Origin of the sequence: Aerosakkonema funiforme FACHB-1375, from assembly GCF_014696265.1 — a bacterium.
Classification (GTDB): domain Bacteria; phylum Cyanobacteriota; class Cyanobacteriia; order Cyanobacteriales; family Aerosakkonemataceae; genus Aerosakkonema; species Aerosakkonema funiforme_A.
On record NZ_JACJPW010000004.1, the window covers coordinates 1 to 16421 of the forward strand.

The 16421-nt window shown below is 45.7% G+C and carries 12 protein-coding genes; 6 read left to right on the top strand and 6 right to left on the bottom strand.

All coding sequences use genetic code 11. The annotated features are described in order from the left end of the window. Positions 1–40 precede the first annotated feature (40 nt). The gene (locus H6G03_RS02310; protein WP_190461676.1) at positions 41–4273 is read left to right on the top strand and encodes a LamG domain-containing protein; all 4233 of its coding nucleotides are present in this window, start codon (positions 41–43) and stop codon (positions 4271–4273) included. 189 nt (positions 4274–4462) lie between these two features. Here the strand turns inward: H6G03_RS02310 and H6G03_RS02315 are convergent, their stop codons facing one another. Both H6G03_RS02315 and H6G03_RS02320 read right to left on the bottom strand, forming a co-directional pair. Continuing rightward, positions 4463–5791 carry a flippase gene (locus H6G03_RS02315; protein ID WP_190461678.1) on the bottom strand — a complete coding sequence of 443 codons (1329 nt, stop codon included), beginning with the start codon at positions 5789–5791 and terminating at the stop codon, positions 4463–4465. A gap of 20 nt (positions 5792–5811) precedes the next feature. After that, positions 5812–6891, bottom strand: coding sequence for a glycosyltransferase family 4 protein (locus tag H6G03_RS02320; RefSeq protein WP_190461680.1), 1080 nt, complete (start codon positions 6889–6891; stop codon positions 5812–5814). A gap of 348 nt (positions 6892–7239) precedes the next feature. Between H6G03_RS02320 and H6G03_RS02325 the strand changes: the two genes are divergently transcribed. Further along, complete coding sequence (locus H6G03_RS02325) at positions 7240–8238, top strand: hypothetical protein (protein WP_190461682.1); 999 nt, start codon at positions 7240–7242, stop codon at positions 8236–8238. A gap of 88 nt (positions 8239–8326) precedes the next feature. Continuing rightward, positions 8327–10480, top strand: coding sequence for a hypothetical protein (locus H6G03_RS02330; RefSeq protein WP_190461685.1), 2154 nt, complete (start codon positions 8327–8329; stop codon positions 10478–10480). Between the two features lie 186 nt (positions 10481–10666). On the opposite strand, the gene H6G03_RS02335 is transcribed toward H6G03_RS02330, so the two are convergent. Next, positions 10667–11026, bottom strand: coding sequence for a hypothetical protein (locus tag H6G03_RS02335; RefSeq protein ID WP_190461688.1), 360 nt, complete (start codon positions 11024–11026; stop codon positions 10667–10669). Between the two features lie 161 nt (positions 11027–11187). Here H6G03_RS02335 and H6G03_RS37725 point away from each other — a divergent pair, with 161 nt between their 5' ends. The 3 genes from H6G03_RS37725 to H6G03_RS02345 are packed head-to-tail and all read left to right on the top strand — an operon-like array spanning position 11188 to position 13141. After that, positions 11188–11778, top strand: a complete 591-nt coding sequence (locus tag H6G03_RS37725) for an IS607 family transposase (protein ID WP_456057555.1) — start codon at positions 11188–11190, stop codon at positions 11776–11778. A 10-nt stretch (positions 11779–11788) separates the two neighbouring features. Beyond that, on the top strand, positions 11789–12871 hold the full coding sequence (locus tag H6G03_RS02340) for an RNA-guided endonuclease InsQ/TnpB family protein (RefSeq protein WP_322111836.1): 1083 nt from the start codon (positions 11789–11791) through the stop codon (positions 12869–12871). A gap of 30 nt (positions 12872–12901) precedes the next feature. Further along, positions 12902–13141 (top strand): hypothetical protein, encoded by a 240-nt coding sequence (locus H6G03_RS02345; RefSeq protein WP_190461692.1) that lies wholly within the window; start codon positions 12902–12904, stop codon positions 13139–13141. Between the two features lie 186 nt (positions 13142–13327). Here the strand turns inward: H6G03_RS02345 and H6G03_RS02350 are convergent, their stop codons facing one another. The 3 genes from H6G03_RS02350 to H6G03_RS02360 all read right to left on the bottom strand — a co-directional run bounded on the left by H6G03_RS02350 (position 13328) and on the right by H6G03_RS02360 (position 16310). Then, positions 13328–13546 (bottom strand): hypothetical protein, encoded by a 219-nt coding sequence (locus H6G03_RS02350; protein ID WP_190461694.1) that lies wholly within the window; start codon positions 13544–13546, stop codon positions 13328–13330. 335 nt (positions 13547–13881) lie between these two features. Further along, on the bottom strand, positions 13882–15066 hold the full coding sequence (locus H6G03_RS02355) for a glycosyltransferase family 4 protein (protein ID WP_190461696.1): 1185 nt from the start codon (positions 15064–15066) through the stop codon (positions 13882–13884). Next, on the bottom strand, positions 15063–16310 hold the full coding sequence (locus tag H6G03_RS02360; protein WP_190461698.1) for a glycosyltransferase: 1248 nt from the start codon (positions 16308–16310) through the stop codon (positions 15063–15065). Before H6G03_RS02360 ends, H6G03_RS02355 begins: the two co-directional genes overlap by 4 nt. Positions 16311–16421 lie beyond the last annotated feature (111 nt).

Sequence of the window (16421 nt, forward strand, 5' to 3'; positions counted from 1 at the left end):
TGATGGATGCTTCTCTATGTACTCTCTCAGTTGACTCATTTTGGGGAAGGTAAAACTCTATTTTACCATTGGCGATCGCAGTTTAGTTTATATGTTGGAGATCTCTAATGGTGTCAGAACGATTCAGCAAACTCCCCAAACCATGCCCCAGATTGCCAAAGATGCGAAGGGTTTGATCGCACAGGGAGCATTATTAGGATTTGTGCGTCCCGCTAGTGGACTCAATGCCATTGAAACCTGCGAAGGCAATGTGCAACTGAGTTACTTTGACAAGGAAGGACGGATGCGACGCACGAACTATGATGCTACCGCCGATAGTCTGAATACTGCTTTTGAACAGTGGATTCCCAATGCTCTACGACCCTGCTTGAATTTTAGCAATGACAACAGCATTGTTAAGTTGAATCAACCTCTGTCACTGACAGCAGACTGGAGTATCGAAGCTTGGTTCTGTTATCCCTTGCCACAAACCGCACAATGGAATACTCTAATCCGGGGGCAAAATGCCGATCAGCACATTGTTGTCAGTAAGGACAAAAAGTTAGGAATTTACCTGACGAATGACCCACTGAAACAATACTTTTACGATTGTGGTTTCAGTATGGGAGCATTGTCTTCTGGTTGGCATCATCTCACAGTGGTGGGTGATGGAAATACAACCCGCTTCTACATTGATGGTAAGGAAGTGGGTGACACTAAAGCCAAAGCTTTAGTCGATGCCCAGGTTAATCTCAGTGCGGACTCTGGTAATGCCACACTCAAGCAAAAGCTAGAAGATATCAAGCAAGCAATCTTGAAACCCATTGGCGATGTTTATGCGATCGGCAATAATCATCTCGCTGCTAACAAACCCATTCCCATTGACTATGGTGTGGTGAATTTTAACGGGAACGGCAATTATATTCAGACTGTCGCTAAATTGCCCATTGGTGACGAAATCACGATCGAATACTGGTTCAAGGGCACCAGTTTACAATCGGCTGTCAGACAGCAAGACGGTGGTGGCTATATTGTTACTGGCTGGAATAATCAACATATTATTTCTGTCGATCAGGGTACTACAGGCATCAGCGTGGGAGCTAACGCCACCAATGGCAGTTGGCATCACATTGCGATGACTTGGAAACGGAACACCCCCAACGGATTTGTCAGCTATTTGGACGGAGTGCTTGTCGCCCAGAGAAACAGTGTCAACACCGCGCTACCTGCGATGAACGCCAATGTTTTCATCGGCTGTTACAACGGTGCTTCAGAATTTACCAACGGTCAAATGGCTGAAGTCCGCATCTGGAACAAAGCCCGGACTCAAGCAGAAATTCAGGCGAATATGAATAAACGCCTGACAGGAAAAGAAGCGAACTTAGTGGCTTATTTTCCCTTGAATAAGGTGGAAAGCGGAAAAGTCTTAGACCTGGTGAGCGGGAATTCTGGTACGGTGGTAAACGCCACAAACGTTACTTCTACCCTAGCATTGACCCCCCCTGCCGTGATGCAGATGCAGGGCGAGCAATTTGGCAAAGTCGCAGAAGTCCGCATTTGGGGAATGGCTCTGAGTGATGAGGAAATTGAAGCCAATAGTCGCACCCTCATTAGTGGGAATGAGTCCGGTTTGTTAGCTTACTATCCCTTGAATGAAGCCACTGGGACGGAAATCCGCGATAATTCCGGTAATGGTCAACATGGGACGCTGACGAATCCGATTTGGTGGGCTTGCGCCGCACCGATGGGGCTACCGAGTAGTGATACACCTAATAATCAGGTGATGAAGTTTGATGGGGTCAACGATCACATCACCTTACCGGCAATGAACATCAATTACTCCCAAGGATTTAGCGTAGAAGTCTGGGTGCGCTACAACAGCTTGAAAATTTGGTCAAGAATCTTCGATTTCGGGAGTGGTGCTGCTGTAGATAACATTCTGCTAGCCAATCCTGGCACGACTAATAACCTGTTATTGTCTATTCGTCGGGGAAGTGCCGAACAGACAATACAAGCAGCTAATTTCCTAGAAGTCGGAAAATGGATGCACATTGCTGTCACTCTTGATGCTTCCGGTAATGGCAAAATTTACAAGAACGGTCAGCTAATTCAATCAGGTACTTGTCAAACTCCTAATAACGTGAACCGCACGATTAATTACATCGGACGGAGTAACTGGGCTGCTGATGCCTATTTTGACGGGCAAATGGCGGAATTCCGCTTGTGGAATCGAGTGCGTACTGAAGCAGAAATTAAGGCTGACCTGAATAAACGGCTGACGGGTCAAGAGTCTGGTTTGGCACTCTATTTGCCTTTAGATGGCATTTTGACCAACAAAGTCTTAGACTATGCGGGAATTAATGATGGCACTGTCACCGAAGCAACCATTGTGGAAGATATGACCGCCCCTTGGTTAAGCATTGGCTCTTCTGCGGTCAGTGCAGAATATAGCACGATTACCATAGACCAGACGACGGGGCAAAGAACGGCGATGATGCGGCGGTTGTTTGCTTCTCCTGCTCTCAATGGCGTGAATCTATTCCCCGACAAGCCTCTGGAAACCTTAGAACTCAAATGGATTGGTAATGCCCAATTTGCTCCCACTTTGCTCGGTTACATTGAAGGCGCACCACCAGTACCCAGTGAAAACCTGGCCTTAGCCGATGATTATAACGGCGCAACTTCAGTGGAATTAACCATGACTGAAGATGTGGAGTTTAATTGGACTCGATCGCAAGATAGTGGCTTGGGAGCTGCGGTTGAGGCATTCATGGGTGCGGGAGAAGTCATATCTACGGGTATCGGAGTAGAAATAGAAGTATCGAACCGACATGGGTTTAAAGGCAATTTGGAGTTCAGCTACCAATTCCAAAATGAAAGCAGTATCACCTCTAGCTCATCCCTGAGCATGACCGATAAACTGGAATTGCGCGGCACATTTGAAGACGATCCCAAATTCCCCCATTTAGGCAACCGATTTATTCCCAAAAATATCGGCTATGCGTTGGTGGTTTCAGCATTAGCAGATGTGTTTGTCACCCGACTGGCTCGCAGTAAGAAAATGGTTGGCTACCAAACACTACCTGTAGATGGTATTCCCCCAGATGTCAACACCATCACCTTCTTGATGAATCCGGCTTACACCATGAATGGCAGTTTGGATGGCATGACCGGAAGTTCTGCCACCAGCCAACGCTTCTTTAAGCACGTTCCTGAAATGCGAGCGCAGTATGGTTCTCTCTATCCCGCCAGTTATTATCGCTTGCAAGAAGCATACAATCTCAAACGTCAAATCGAAGCGGATGACAAACGCCGGGAATCTTACTTCAATAACTTTGATGTGCGATCGATTGATGAAGCATCTTTGGATCGGAACATCAACAGTGGTGATGCACCCACCACCATTGGAGTCCAACGGGAAGAAGACAAACCCACTACCGGAGCGACTGCGGAGGAACAAACGGCAAAGGCTGAAGAATTTAAAGCTCAAACTGCGGCAGCTTCTCAGGAAACAAGTTCTGCTGCCAAGGCAAAACAGGCCGAAATCCAAAGTAAAATTACCGACCAGGATAAACAAGTACACGCAATGGCAAGTTTTGCGGGCTGGCAGCGCAATATGGAAAATATCCAAATTCGCGCTGGAAAACGCAACATTGTCAACACTTATGTTTGGGATGCTGACGGTGGACTGCGAACGGAAGCTCAAAGCTTTGCCAATACGGTAGAACATACCATTGGTGGTGCTTTTACGATGGCTGCTGGGTTAGGGGCTGAGAATGAGTTCCAGATGGGCTTTGATGTAGAGCTAACCTCCCAAGCTACCGTTAACCTGACTCAAACCATGAGTAAAACTGAATCTCGCAGTAAGGGTTTTGAGTTGAATATCGACTTGAGTGGTATGGAAAATAAAGGGGTGACGGATTACAACGATAACCCGATTATGCCTGGGGAAAAAGTCGATCGCTATCGGTTTATGAGTTTCTATCTGGAAGGAAGTACCCAAAACTTCCAAGACTTCTTCAACTATGTGGTTGACCCGGAATGGCTGCGTAGCAATGACGAAGAAGCACGGGCTTTGCGTCAAGCCCAAGCTGGAAAACCGAATAAAGCTTGGCGAGTCTTACACCGGGTCACTTATGTGGAACGTCCGTCCTTGATGGGCTTTGGTCGGGATGTGCGTCAGTTGAAAGTCCGGGATGAAAATGTGGGCATTGGTAAGGTCATCGTTGATGTTGCCAAGTTACAACAGAAGGTCGATCAAATTCTGGAATGGATTAGCTCACAACAGCAGTAATCAGCTAGAGCTATTTTATCCATAACGATATCACCAATTTTTGAGAAGTGAGACTCAACATTCTTCATAGATTTGTTGAGTCGCACTTTTTGTTTGATCGCTGACCGTCAGCAATTTCTTGTCTTCGATCGCTCAGGACTTAACCATCAGACCTGTAGAGTCAATTCATGAATTGACTCTACAGGTCTGCTATTCTCTGCTTCTTCTCGCAAACAAGTTGAAAGTCAGTGCATTGGTCATTATCCAACCTAGCTTTCTAGCCGGAGGATAAATCAGGCACATCACATAATCGGTAAATGAATAGGAAATCACCGATGCTAGCGCCGCACCATTTTCTTGATAAAGCGGAATCAGCCAAAAATTCAGGATAATATTCATAGTAGCGCCGCAACAGGTAGAAATTAAAGCAAAAACTGTCTGTCCTTCTGCCACAATCCAAATTCCTTTTGCCCAACCAAAAAAACCAAATACTGCTGACCAAATGTAGATTGACAGCACGCTAGCAGCCGCTGCATATTTTTGGCCGAATATGGCTACAATGAGAAATTTTGAGATCAGCGTCAGGGGAATGGCTATGCTGAAAGTTACTATTACCATTAAATTAAACAGCTTTTGCAGTTTGTTATAGTAGAGCGTTTCACTCTCCTGTTTGGCTTGCACAATGGCAGGAGTTACGGAATTGACAATGGCGCTGGCAAAAAAATACCAAACTTCTGCTATTCGCACGGCTGCTGAATAAATCCCGACGGGTTTATCGCCCATTAATTGACCGAGCATAATCTGATCGATACGCACGTAGATCATAATAGCTAAATCGGAAATTATTAACGGCCAACTCTCCTTGAGCAGAGTTTTTGCCCGCTGGAATTTCGGACGCCATCTGAGCAGATTTTGTCCGTCCAATTTGTGCGCGATCGCCAAACCTATGCTACCCAAAGCGCTCTCCACCACAAGCACCCAAGCAAAGGCAACTACAGGAGCCTTCATCTCAATCAAAGCAATTCTGAGCGCGGTGACGATAACGAAGGCTATATTTTTGGCAATAACTGTATGTTTTGATTTAACTAGGGACTGGAACCACAAATCGATCGTATTGAAGGCATCAAAAATTGTTACTGACGCCGTAATTGCCACAATCCAAAGAGTCAGTCGGTCATGAGGACGGACTAGGCTAATCGCTCCACTTGATATTAATACTGTGAGGATACCACCAGCGAGTTTTAATACAAAAGTCGTGCCAAGAGTTTCATCTTTAAGGGATGGATCGCGAACTATGTCGCGCACGACAATCTGATTCAATCCCAAAGTGGCAAGCACGCCAAATAGGGAAACAAAAGCAGTTGCGAAGTTGAACAGACCAAATCCATCTGGGCCTAGATAACGAGCTATCCAAGCGGTAACAATTAACCCGACGCCCATGCGTAAGATGCGATCGCCTGACAACCAGATTACACTACCGATAATCCTACGCAGTTCGGGACTGAGCTTTGCAATTGCTGCTTTCAATTTATTCAGCATTTTAATTTATGAAAAATCATCTAAGAGCCCATCTCAATTAATCGATTGGCGAGCGCCTCGACAAAGCGATCGCTATTGCGGTCTTTTAACACCAGTTCGTGACCGCGCTGCGCCTGTGCTTCTGCTTCTTGGGGATTGTTTAGCAAATGAACGATCGCTTCTCGCAATCCCCCCACATCACCTGGATTAAACGTAGTAACAATACCTGGAATTTCAAGGTATTCGCTCATACCGCGAGTTCGGGTTATAATCACCGGACGCTTACAGGCTAAAGCTTCGTGCATGACTTGAATTCCAGCCGCAAACTTATTTTCCACCAAGCTAATTACTACTATGTCCGCGTCGCGATAAAGTTGCACTAAATCCGGCCATTCGTAGAACTGACAGGACATATTTTCCGGCAGAACTTTTGGAAATCTGCGCGACTTCGGACGTGCGTATTCTTCTTTTAGCTTTGCCGTGGAAAAACCGCTAACTTTGACATCGATGTCCAAGTCCTTTGTCGCTTCTGCTAAAGTTACATAATCCCGCTGTTCCAATCCCACACTCATCACCATCGGACGACGTTTATCTGGTGAAACAGATCCGGGTGTAAAGAATTTCACATCTGTTTGATCTGGTAACAACCAGACTTTTTCTGCTGGCAAATTCAAGTAGCGACGGAGGAAATCAGCTTGGAGGCGAGCCGGAGTAATAAATAGGTCAATTTTATCTGCTAAACCGTACAGTTTCAAAGACAGACGAGTGCGGGGTCGATCGGAATTGTGAACAATTACGACTATTTTAGGCCGATCGCGTTTCGCACCGCAAAGTGCCGCGACGGGATATCCGACATCTTCCCCAGGACAGAATATCAAATCGTCGCTTGTAAGTTTCTCTGACAGTGCGCGACCCAAAGCCCACTGTTCCGGAATGTTCGATCCCAGTTTCCCGCGTATCTTATCTATTGCTTGTACTGGATTTCCCGCTGGTTTGTGGATGGTCGCACCTAGCTGTTGACTTAGCTGCCACATGATATGCCGGGGGCATTTACGCTGTTCGGCATCTCGCGCCATCCCTTCGAGGTCGATCGCCCGAATTAGAGCTATATGATATTTCAACGCCTTCTCCTTTTTAAGCCAAATTTGTCATAAATCTTCAATCTTTCTGGAATCCCTATTTTGATAGATCCTTTTTTGTACAATTCATATTAAATCACACCTTTTTTTGTAGCCGATCGCATCGTCACCCCCTCAGCCATCCCAGCCGGATATTTCACCTTTCTAGATTAAAAAAAAATAAAATTTCCCACACTGCGACTGAGAGTTCCACAGCCCACTCTACCCCATCGCGATACTCCGCGTCTCGCTCGATACCAATGTGCGATCGCCGATCGGGAAAGCAGTGTCAACCTGTTAAGCTTGTGTTATATTATTTGAAATAAAAACTTTCTTACTTTTAACACAGAAATGAATAATACTAACAAGAACAAGAAAAACTTGGTACTGGGATTCGTAAAAACTTATGAATTTGAGCAAATCAAACCTTTCGTCATTTCACTCAAGAATACGGGCTATCAAGGAGATATCTGTTTGGTTTACTGCGATTTAAGCCAAAGAACTATTGACTTACTTCAAGAACAGGGCGTCCAAATGTATCCCTTTAAAGAGTTTTACATAAATCTGCCCTATTACATCGGCCAAGGCGGAAAGCTCAAACAGAATAAAAAAATTTATCCCTATCTTTTACTGAATATTTATCCTTTCAATAGATTGTATACTTGGCTGTTAAGAGGAGCGAGTAAGTTAGCTAAAGAAAACGAAGATTTAATCAAGGCTCACGTAGCTCAATATTTTCTAAACGTCCCGTCATGTAATAGATATGCGATTTACTACTTATATTTATCTAAATACGGAGAAAAGTACGCTAATGTGATGCTGTCAGATGTAAGGGATGTCGTGTTTCAAGGCGACCCCTTTGACTTTGAGTTTGAGGATGGTAGCTTGAATTGCTTTCTGGAGGAGGGAGAAAAAACGATCGGTGATAGCGAAGGGAACGCACAGTGGATTAGGGAAGGGTTTGGGGAAGATGCGCTTCCCAAGATCGCAGATAAAAGTATTTCCTGTTCCGGCACAACAATTGGCAGCATAGATGCTATAATGGCTTACCTAAAAGCAATGATAGATGCCTTTGTGCAACTGAAATATCATTCTTGGGGAATCGATCAGGGCGTGCATAACTACATCATTTACCAAGGCTTAGTTAAGAAAGTGAAATTTTACAATAATTTTCGCGGGCCGATCTTAACCATGCACTATACCAATGAGGAAAAACTACAGTTTGACAGCAACGGATATTTAAGGAACGACGATGGCAGCCCGATCAAGGTTTTGCATCAGTACGATCGCCTCTCACCAGAAGTCAGAAACAAAATAGCCGTATATCGAAAAAGCGAATGTACTGTTTGAGTGAGAGCGAAACTTCCGTGCTGGTGTGAGTGCAGTCGAAAATTGTCGGCTAACTTTGTTGATACTCCACAATAATATTCAGTAAATTATGGCGCTATTGAAACATTTTCGATGGGCTGTCATTCCGATTTGTCTTGGCGTTATCACTACCTGTGCCGCCAGCAACCCGCAGCCTCAAACTCAACCGAGTGCGATCGCACAAGCAAAGTATACTACCGGGCAGAATGGCTATCGCTGGGCTAACGTCTCCATCGGCGGCGGCGGTTTTGTCACCGGAGTCTATCCCCATCCGCTACAGCAAGATCTCGTTTATATTCGCACCGATGTAGGCGGCTTTTATCGTTGGAATCCCACAGATAAAAGCTGGATGCAATTAAATAACAGCTTTCCCGTATCCAAAGAAAACTACTACGGCGGAGAAGCACTAGCAGTCGATCCCAACAATCCGAATACAGTCTACATAGCAGCGGGGAAATACCCGAAGTTGCCGCTAAAAGGGACAATCTTTAAGTCCGCCGATGCCGGAAAAACCTGGACTAAACTGAACATAGACTTAGCAATGGGGGGTAACGAAGATCATCGATGGGCAGGAATAAGATTAGCTGTAAACCCCGCTAACTCAAACATTATCTTTTTTGGTTCGCGATACGATGGGCTGTGGAAGTCCGCCGATGCTGGTGCGACATGGGCTAAAGTTACCTCGTTTTCGCCATCTCTGACAGAAGGTGTTGGCATTTTGGGGATTGTGTTTGATAAGCGATCGCCCGGATTGGTCTACGCTAATGTTTATGGAGACGGAATCTATAAATCTACCGATACGGGGGTTACTTGGCAAAAAATCGAGGGCAGCCCAAAGCAAGGACAGCGAATCGCAGTTGCTAACAACGGTATTTTATACGTAACTCATCAATCTGGAGTTACTAAATATAACAATGGCACTTGGAATAACATTACTCCCAACAGCAAAGAAGCTTCCTTTAATGCTTTAGCTGTCAACCCCAGCAATCCCAACGTTGTCATCGTCGCTTTGGGTCAGTCAGTATCTACGAAAATCTATAGAACCTCAGATGGCGGAACTTCATGGACAGAGATGAAAGTATCTCTCAAGCACACCGTTCCTTGGTGGGACGACTATATGTTTTCCGTGTGGACATCTGCGATCGAATTTGACCCAAAAGTCCCCAGCAGAGTATGGTTAACTGACGGCAACGGCATTTGGCAAACTGAAAATATTAATGCCAATCCAGTAATTTGGACAAACTACGAAGCCGGACACGAAGAATTAGTGGTTTTCTCCTTAGCTGCGCCTCCGAAGGGAGGAGTTTTGTTAAGTGGCACAGCAGATCAAGACGGATTTTACCACAATAACGGACTCAATGCTTATCCTTCCACAAGATTGGCAGGGATTTCACAATGGAGTCACACGAATCGGGATACTTTTAGTATTGCCTACAGCGAGAGCGAGCCTTTGCGCGTAGTGCGCGTAGGCGGTGCGAGATGGAATTCAAATTTTACAGGCGCAACTTCCACCGATGGAGGATTGACTTGGCAGAAGTTTCCCTCATTTCCGGCCAACACGATGCCGTTGCGCGTAGCTTTATCTGCTAATAATCCCAATCTCTTCGTCGTCGCCGTCAGCGAAGCTAAAGCTATCCGTACCACTGATGGCGGCGCTTCTTGGAGTGCGGTGTCGGGACTACCCAATGGCCCCAAAGGGCCGTGGTATTGGGGCGAACCTTTAGCCGCAGATAAAGTAGATGGGAATACGTTTTATTACTACAGCGACGGCAAAGTCTATCGCAGTAATGACGGCGGCGCGTCCTTCAGCCTTGTCAACTCATCGGTGCCAAAGAGCGAATGGGTTTTGGATAAGCTCAAAACAGTTCCGGGTGCCAAAGGTGAAGTCTGGCTGAGTCTGGAATGGAACGGTTTATTTCGCTCTACAGATGGCGGCAATACTTTTACTAAGCTACCCTCTGTAGAAAGCGCACGTTTGTTTGCCTTCGGTAAGCCACCGACAGGAAGTACCACTCCCGCACTTTATCTGTATGGAAAAGTTGCAGGCGTGGGAGAAGGTATTTTCCGTTCTCTCGATAAAGGACAAACTTGGACAAGTATCGGTTCGCAGCAGAATCCTATTGGTAATGGCCCTGTGGTTATGGAGGCGAGTTGGCAGCAGTATGGGTTGGTCTTTATTGGTACTGCTGGCAATGGTATCTACTACGGAAGTCCCGATAGTTAACTACGTATGAAGAAGCCAGAAACCGGGTTTCTTCATCGATATCTAGTTGAGAAATCCTCGATTTTGCATAGAAACCCGGTTTCTTTGCCTAAGTCCTAAAATCAAAAGGGTGTTCTCAGTCACAGCCTTGTAAGGGAAAAGAAGAAATATTTTCTTTTGACTTTTGACTTTTGCCTTTTGACTTTTCTAGCGAGCTGCTATTTTACCCAAAGTTATTTCCATCGCTCCCAGATACGAACTATCGGGGGAGAATTCGGATGGCAATCTACCCGACTTGGCGGCAGCTTGCACAATGTCTCTGGCACTAATATCTGCTGATTTAAAAGCCGCAATCAACGTTCTACCTGCGGGAATACCCTGCGCCTCAAAGTATCCTTGATAAGCCATCCAAGCCAGATTGAAAGGTTCGATTCTATAGGTCGTAGCAGCAGAACTACCTGTAGTGGCGCTGGAGCGTGCAGTTTCTGCTTGTTGAGCTAGTGTGTTTGGTGCAAAACCAGCAGACAACAACAGCACGGATAAACTGCCAAAAATTACGCTTTTCATGTTTTCATCCCTAAGACTTCCTTCTATCAGGATGATTTTTTGTTATATAAACTACATCTGCTGTAAGAAAGAAGCCGCAGGAGAGATTGATTTAATTTCAAATTTTCTAGGCAATACCGGACAATACAGTATAATGCTATAGGAAAATTGAGGATATTCCTATTGCAAGGTATGTCAAACCCAAGGAAGCGACCCAAATCCTTGGAGTCAATGAACGAACCCTGCGTCGATGGGAAGAAAATGGCTCGATTGAAACCATCAGAACCCCATCAGGACAAAGACGCTACAACGTCGAGTCTTATACCACTAAAACTGGCAACAACAATAACAACCGAATTGTCGTCCTTTACGCCAGAGTTAGTAGTCGCGCCCAACAAGCAGACCTTAACCGACAAGTCGCAGCACTCAGCAACCTCTACCCGCAAGCGGAAATCATCTCGGAAATCGGAGGGGGACTTAACTTCAAGCGAAAAAAACTACTTTCCTTACTGGAACGAATTTTGTCGGGAGATGTCCGAATGGTTGTCGTTGCCCATAAAGACCGACTGGCAAGATTTGGATTTGACTTGTTTGGATGGCTGTGCGAACAAAACAGGTGTGAACTCGTGGTTCTCAATGAAACAAGTCTCAGTCCAGAACGAGAAATCGTTGAGGACATCCTCGCCATCCTTCACTGCTTCAGTTCCCGCCTCTACGGACTCCGAAAATACAAAACTCAGATCGAAGAAGATTCGGATCTACCCAAGTCCTGACTTAAACAAGGTGTGGCGTAAGTGGCTTGCGGCTTGTCGGTATTGCTATAACCAAGCGATAGCATTGCAACGTAGTGGTAAGCGCTTAAGCAAGCTGAAATTACGAAACGAGGTAATGCAAAGCGACTTACCCCAATGGGTAAAAGAAACACCTTGCCATATTCGGCAAAACGCCATCTTTGATGCTTATCTGGCATTCAAAGCTAGTAGTGATGCCAAGTTTAGAAATTGTCGGGATGTATGCCAAGCAATTAAATTTAATGAGTGTAACTTTTCTAATGGAACTTGGTATTCCAAGTTAACCAAAGGATTGACATTTGTTGCGGCTGAACCTATCCCTCAATCCTGTGACCAGGGGACACAGTTGGTTTTCCTTAAGGGTAAATGGTTTGCAATTTTCCCGCTGGCAGTCCAACCAAAATCAATTGACTCTTTAGGGTTGATTGCGTTAGATCCTGGTGTAAGAACTTTTTTGACTGGCTTTGACGGATGTAAGTTTGTGGAGTTTGGCTCCTGCGATATTGGGCGCATCACGAGGTTATGTCAACATTTAGATGATTTGATGAGCAGGATTGCTAAAGAGCAAAGTCGAAATCGACGACGACGGATGAAGCAAGCAGCCCATCGAATGCGAACCTCAATTCGTAACTTGATTGATGAAGCCCATAAACAGATTGCTCATTTCTTGACTCATCACTACCGTATGATTTTTCTGCCTACCTTCGAGACTTCCGACATGGTTGCCAAGGCAAAGCGAAAAATCAGATCTAAGACGGCACGAGCAATGTTGACGTGGGCACATTATCGATTCAAGTTGACTCTGAAACATCAAGCTGAATTGACTCTAAGCATCGTTGTGGATGTAACCGAGGAATACACCAGCAAGACTTGTACCCGTTGTGGTCAAGTTCATCCCAAGCTGGGTGGTTCTCAATTGTTCCATTGTCCTGAGTGTGGTTTGACGCTACCAAGGGATTGGAATGGTGCTTTCGGGATTCTCCTGAAAGCTTTGCGGGATACCGCCGCTATCACTTTTGATCGTGATAGTGCTATCGTTGCATTGTCCGGGAATGCCCGGAATGATGTCGCGTAAATGTATCAGACATGACCTGTTCAAATAGCTTTGCTGAATGCTTCTGACGCTACTCCTGTTTGGCTAACACCTGTGTTGCAACTATCTTTTTTTGGCTATTTTGCTTCTGGCAATATTGCTGAAAGTAAAGATTCTGCTGCCATCAAGACTACCGAAACTGCCAAAACTACGAAGGCAGAACCGGTGAATATTAACATTAAGGGTAAAGAAGCCAGTCTTTCGATCGCTGCTTTCATCTCAGAAACCTTGATTTTAGTAGGATTGAGGTAGCAACTCTTACTAGCGAGCTGCTCTTTATTATTGAATGTTAAAAAAGTGAAGATCTTGTGAAGGATTGCATAAAATAACTAACTTTGAGACGATCGTCATCTACTAGAAGTGGGATGTTAAGTTAATCGCTGTGAAAATCTACTTAAATGTGAGAGGGCAAATCCTGGGAGTAGTTTGTTATGGCAGTTATAAAGCATCAACTGTTTTGGATTTTTCGAGACGGTACTTAGCGTTGGAAACGCCTTCTCCAACAACCTTTTTTGCTGCTTTTGCTTGTGGCAATACTGCTGAAAGTAGAGATTCTGCTGCCATCAAGACTACCGAAACTGCCAAAACGACGAAGGCAGAACCGGTAAAAAGTAACATCAAGGGTAAGGAAATCAACGTTTTTATAGATGCTTTCATGTAGCTTCCTCTGAGTTTAACTCAGTTTACTATTATTACAATATGAGACAGTATTTAGTTTGGCATCAGTAAGTTTTGGTAATTAAAATCCCATCCACAACAGCCGATCGTAAGCAAAAATACGAAAGCGTACTGGTATAGTCCAGTACGCCTTTTTAACAGGGGTAAATCTTGCTAAAGGTCAAAATCTGCTGAATATTTCATTTAGAGAACTATAGGGTACTACAGAAGGGATAGAATAACTAGCGATACTTATGCCGACGCAAGTTAGATACTATACAGGACTCTGGGTCGGCAAAGGTACGCAGGCTGTTTGACAAACACCTCCGACTTGACTAACATTCTGCCTTGACGAGTATGTTCGTAACTTCGGGCGTTGTGATTGGTGAAACCGCAATCGGCAAGAGCGATTTGTACAATCCCAAGGTTTCGTCGGTAATTCTATCCCAGTTATAGTTTTGCTGTACGTACTTTTGGGCATTGCTAGCCATTACCGCCATTTCCTCCGGGTGATGGATTGCCCAATCTAAGCGACGAACGCAGCAGTCTAAATCTCCAACAGGGAAAAGCACACCTCGGTTGTTAGATACAAGTTGCTTGTGTACGGGGATGTCACTTGCCAGTACGGGGATACCTTCCTGCATAGCCTCTAGCATAGCGAGGGGTAATCCTTCTAGCTGAGAAGGCAGGGCAAATAATCCCGCACCTCGAATAATTTCTGCCAAACGCTCTCCTTTGAGTTCGCCGGTGAATACGATATCTTTATCGTGTGCTGCTAGATTATCTAACTCGGCAGTGAAATGGGGAGTATCGCTGGTAGCACCGACCAGAGCGAGTTTCCATCCTTGTGGGCGAAGCTTTTGGAAGGCTTGGATGAGCAAGTCGGGGCACTTTTCGGGTACGAGTCTGCCCAGGAAGAGAATGTAGCGCCCCTGCTCCAAGCCAAGAGATGTGCCGAAAGAAAAATGCGGGTCGGATTTACCCAAGCAAGAGGCGGCGTTGGGAATGTAGAGCGTTTCTCTGTCGTAGGTTTTCTTAAAGTAAGAGCGCAAATCTTCTGAGACGACTATTATCTCATCTGCAAACCGAACAGCAGCTCGCTCGCCAAATTGTATAAGTTTTTTAATATTTCTGCTCCATTTGGCGCGTTGCCAGTCTAGACCGTGACAGGTGACGACTATTTTGGCATTGGTGGTAAATTTTGGCAGCCAGGTGAAGAGGGATGGCCCTAAAGCGTGGAAGTGGATGATATCGTATTCCTTGCCAAGGGAAGCCATCGCTCCGAGCGCGGAACTCAGCAGCGCATCCATTCCGCCTGCTTTCAAGCAAGGTAAGGAGACTACGCGAACGCCGCCAACGTTGTAAGTATCTACTGAATTCGAGCCGGTATAGGAGGAGCGAGCGAACAGATCGACTTCGTGGCCTTCTTTAACCATGCGGGTGTAGATTTCTTCGCAGTGATGCTCGATACCACCTTGTTTTGCGGGCAAGCCTTTAGCACCAATTACAGCTATTCTCATAGTGAAACCCCTGTTAAAAATTCTCGATTAGTTTGGCAAATGGATGTCCGCTGCTCCCAGCGGCGTAGCATATCGTTGTAGATGGCACCCACCACAGTGCTGGCGCTGTAAGGTTGGGCGGCTTTGACGCACGCTTCGACCGGGAAATTCCCAGGATTTTGCAGTACTTGACGCAAGGCATCGGCTACTGCAACTGGCGTGCGTTCCTCACATACCACTCCGCTGTGGGCGGTAAGTAGATTTGGGGTTTCACCGCAGCGGGTCGTCACTATGGGCGTCCCGCAGGCTAGTGCTTCGAGAACGACTACTGGTAAACCTTCGTAGGCGCTGGTCAGTACGAAGACACTGCTAAGGCGCTGCAACTGTGCAAGTTCTGCTTGGTTCATTGCTCCGAGCATTGTTACTTGCTCAGAGAGTCCCAAGCGAGAAATCTCTGTTTGTATTTCTGCTCTCAAATCTCCATCACCTGCGATGAGTAGGTGAATTTTGGGATTGTTGAGAGCGGCGATCGATCTCACTAGCAGGATCGGGTCTTTCTGGGGATGCAGTCTTCCGGCAAATAGCACGAACTGCGTATCTTCGGGTTTACCCATCCGAATAGCGAGCTGGCGTCTTTCCTGCTGGCGTTCTTCCCAGGTCAATGGGTAGCAGATTTCGTTGTCTACTGTGTTTTTTACGTAGCTAACTCGGTCTGCTATCTCTGGGTAGCGCTGCCGGTATAATTGCGCCGATTCCGTATTGCAGGAGAAGATTTGGGAAAACTGGCCTAGCACCAGGCGTTCGATCGCAAAGTACGCTGCTGGCAGATACCGCCATGCGATCGCATCTTTCCCGCCCGCAGAATTCATCTGCTTATTTATATCGTTATGAATAAAAAGGGCTTTCTCTCCAGGCCAGTTTAGCGCTGCTAATGTCGGTTCCAACCTGTGAAAGTGCATGAAGTCGGATGCTAGGTTACGACCGCACAGGGCAGCTGCGTACTTAATAGTTGTAGGTATTAATCTTCTAACATTGTCATCTTTAAGATTGAACAAAGGCATAAATTTAATTGCCTTGCCCGCCAGTTCTGCTTCGTGCCACTCACCCACACGTAGGTGCTGCTCTTCGTGGCCCGTTCCTACCAACCGCACCTCAAACTCGCTGGGAGCGTACTTGACAAAATTTTTTATAACAGTTTGGATTCCGCCGATGCTGCTGTGCCAAGGGTTGAATTGGTAGAAGACGGTCAGAACGGGTTTAATCATAACTAAGTGCCGATATGTAGGGAGGAGCGATTATATTGGTTCGGAAGCCCTAAACTTTCGGTATTTGGATAGATGTAAATTTTTATTTTCTCTGCAAGTCTAGGTTATTTT

What these genes read in the sequence shown, in the direction of transcription:
- H6G03_RS02355 (WP_190461696.1), bottom strand. Translation starts at nt 15,066, where the DNA reads ATGAGAATAGCTGTAATTGGTGCTAAAGGCTTGCCCGCAAAACAAGGT.
- H6G03_RS02335 (WP_190461688.1), bottom strand. Translation starts at nt 11,026, where the DNA reads ATGAAAAGCGTAATTTTTGGCAGTTTATCCGTGCTGTTGTTGTCTGCT.
- H6G03_RS02315 (WP_190461678.1), bottom strand. Translation starts at nt 5,791, where the DNA reads ATGCTGAATAAATTGAAAGCAGCAATTGCAAAGCTCAGTCCCGAACTG.
- H6G03_RS02330 (WP_190461685.1), top strand. Translation starts at nt 8,327, where the DNA reads ATGGCGCTATTGAAACATTTTCGATGGGCTGTCATTCCGATTTGTCTT.
- H6G03_RS02325 (WP_190461682.1), top strand. Translation starts at nt 7,240, where the DNA reads ATGAATAATACTAACAAGAACAAGAAAAACTTGGTACTGGGATTCGTA.
- H6G03_RS02360 (WP_190461698.1), bottom strand. Translation starts at nt 16,310, where the DNA reads ATGATTAAACCCGTTCTGACCGTCTTCTACCAATTCAACCCTTGGCAC.
- H6G03_RS02350 (WP_190461694.1), bottom strand. Translation starts at nt 13,546, where the DNA reads ATGAAAGCATCTATAAAAACGTTGATTTCCTTACCCTTGATGTTACTT.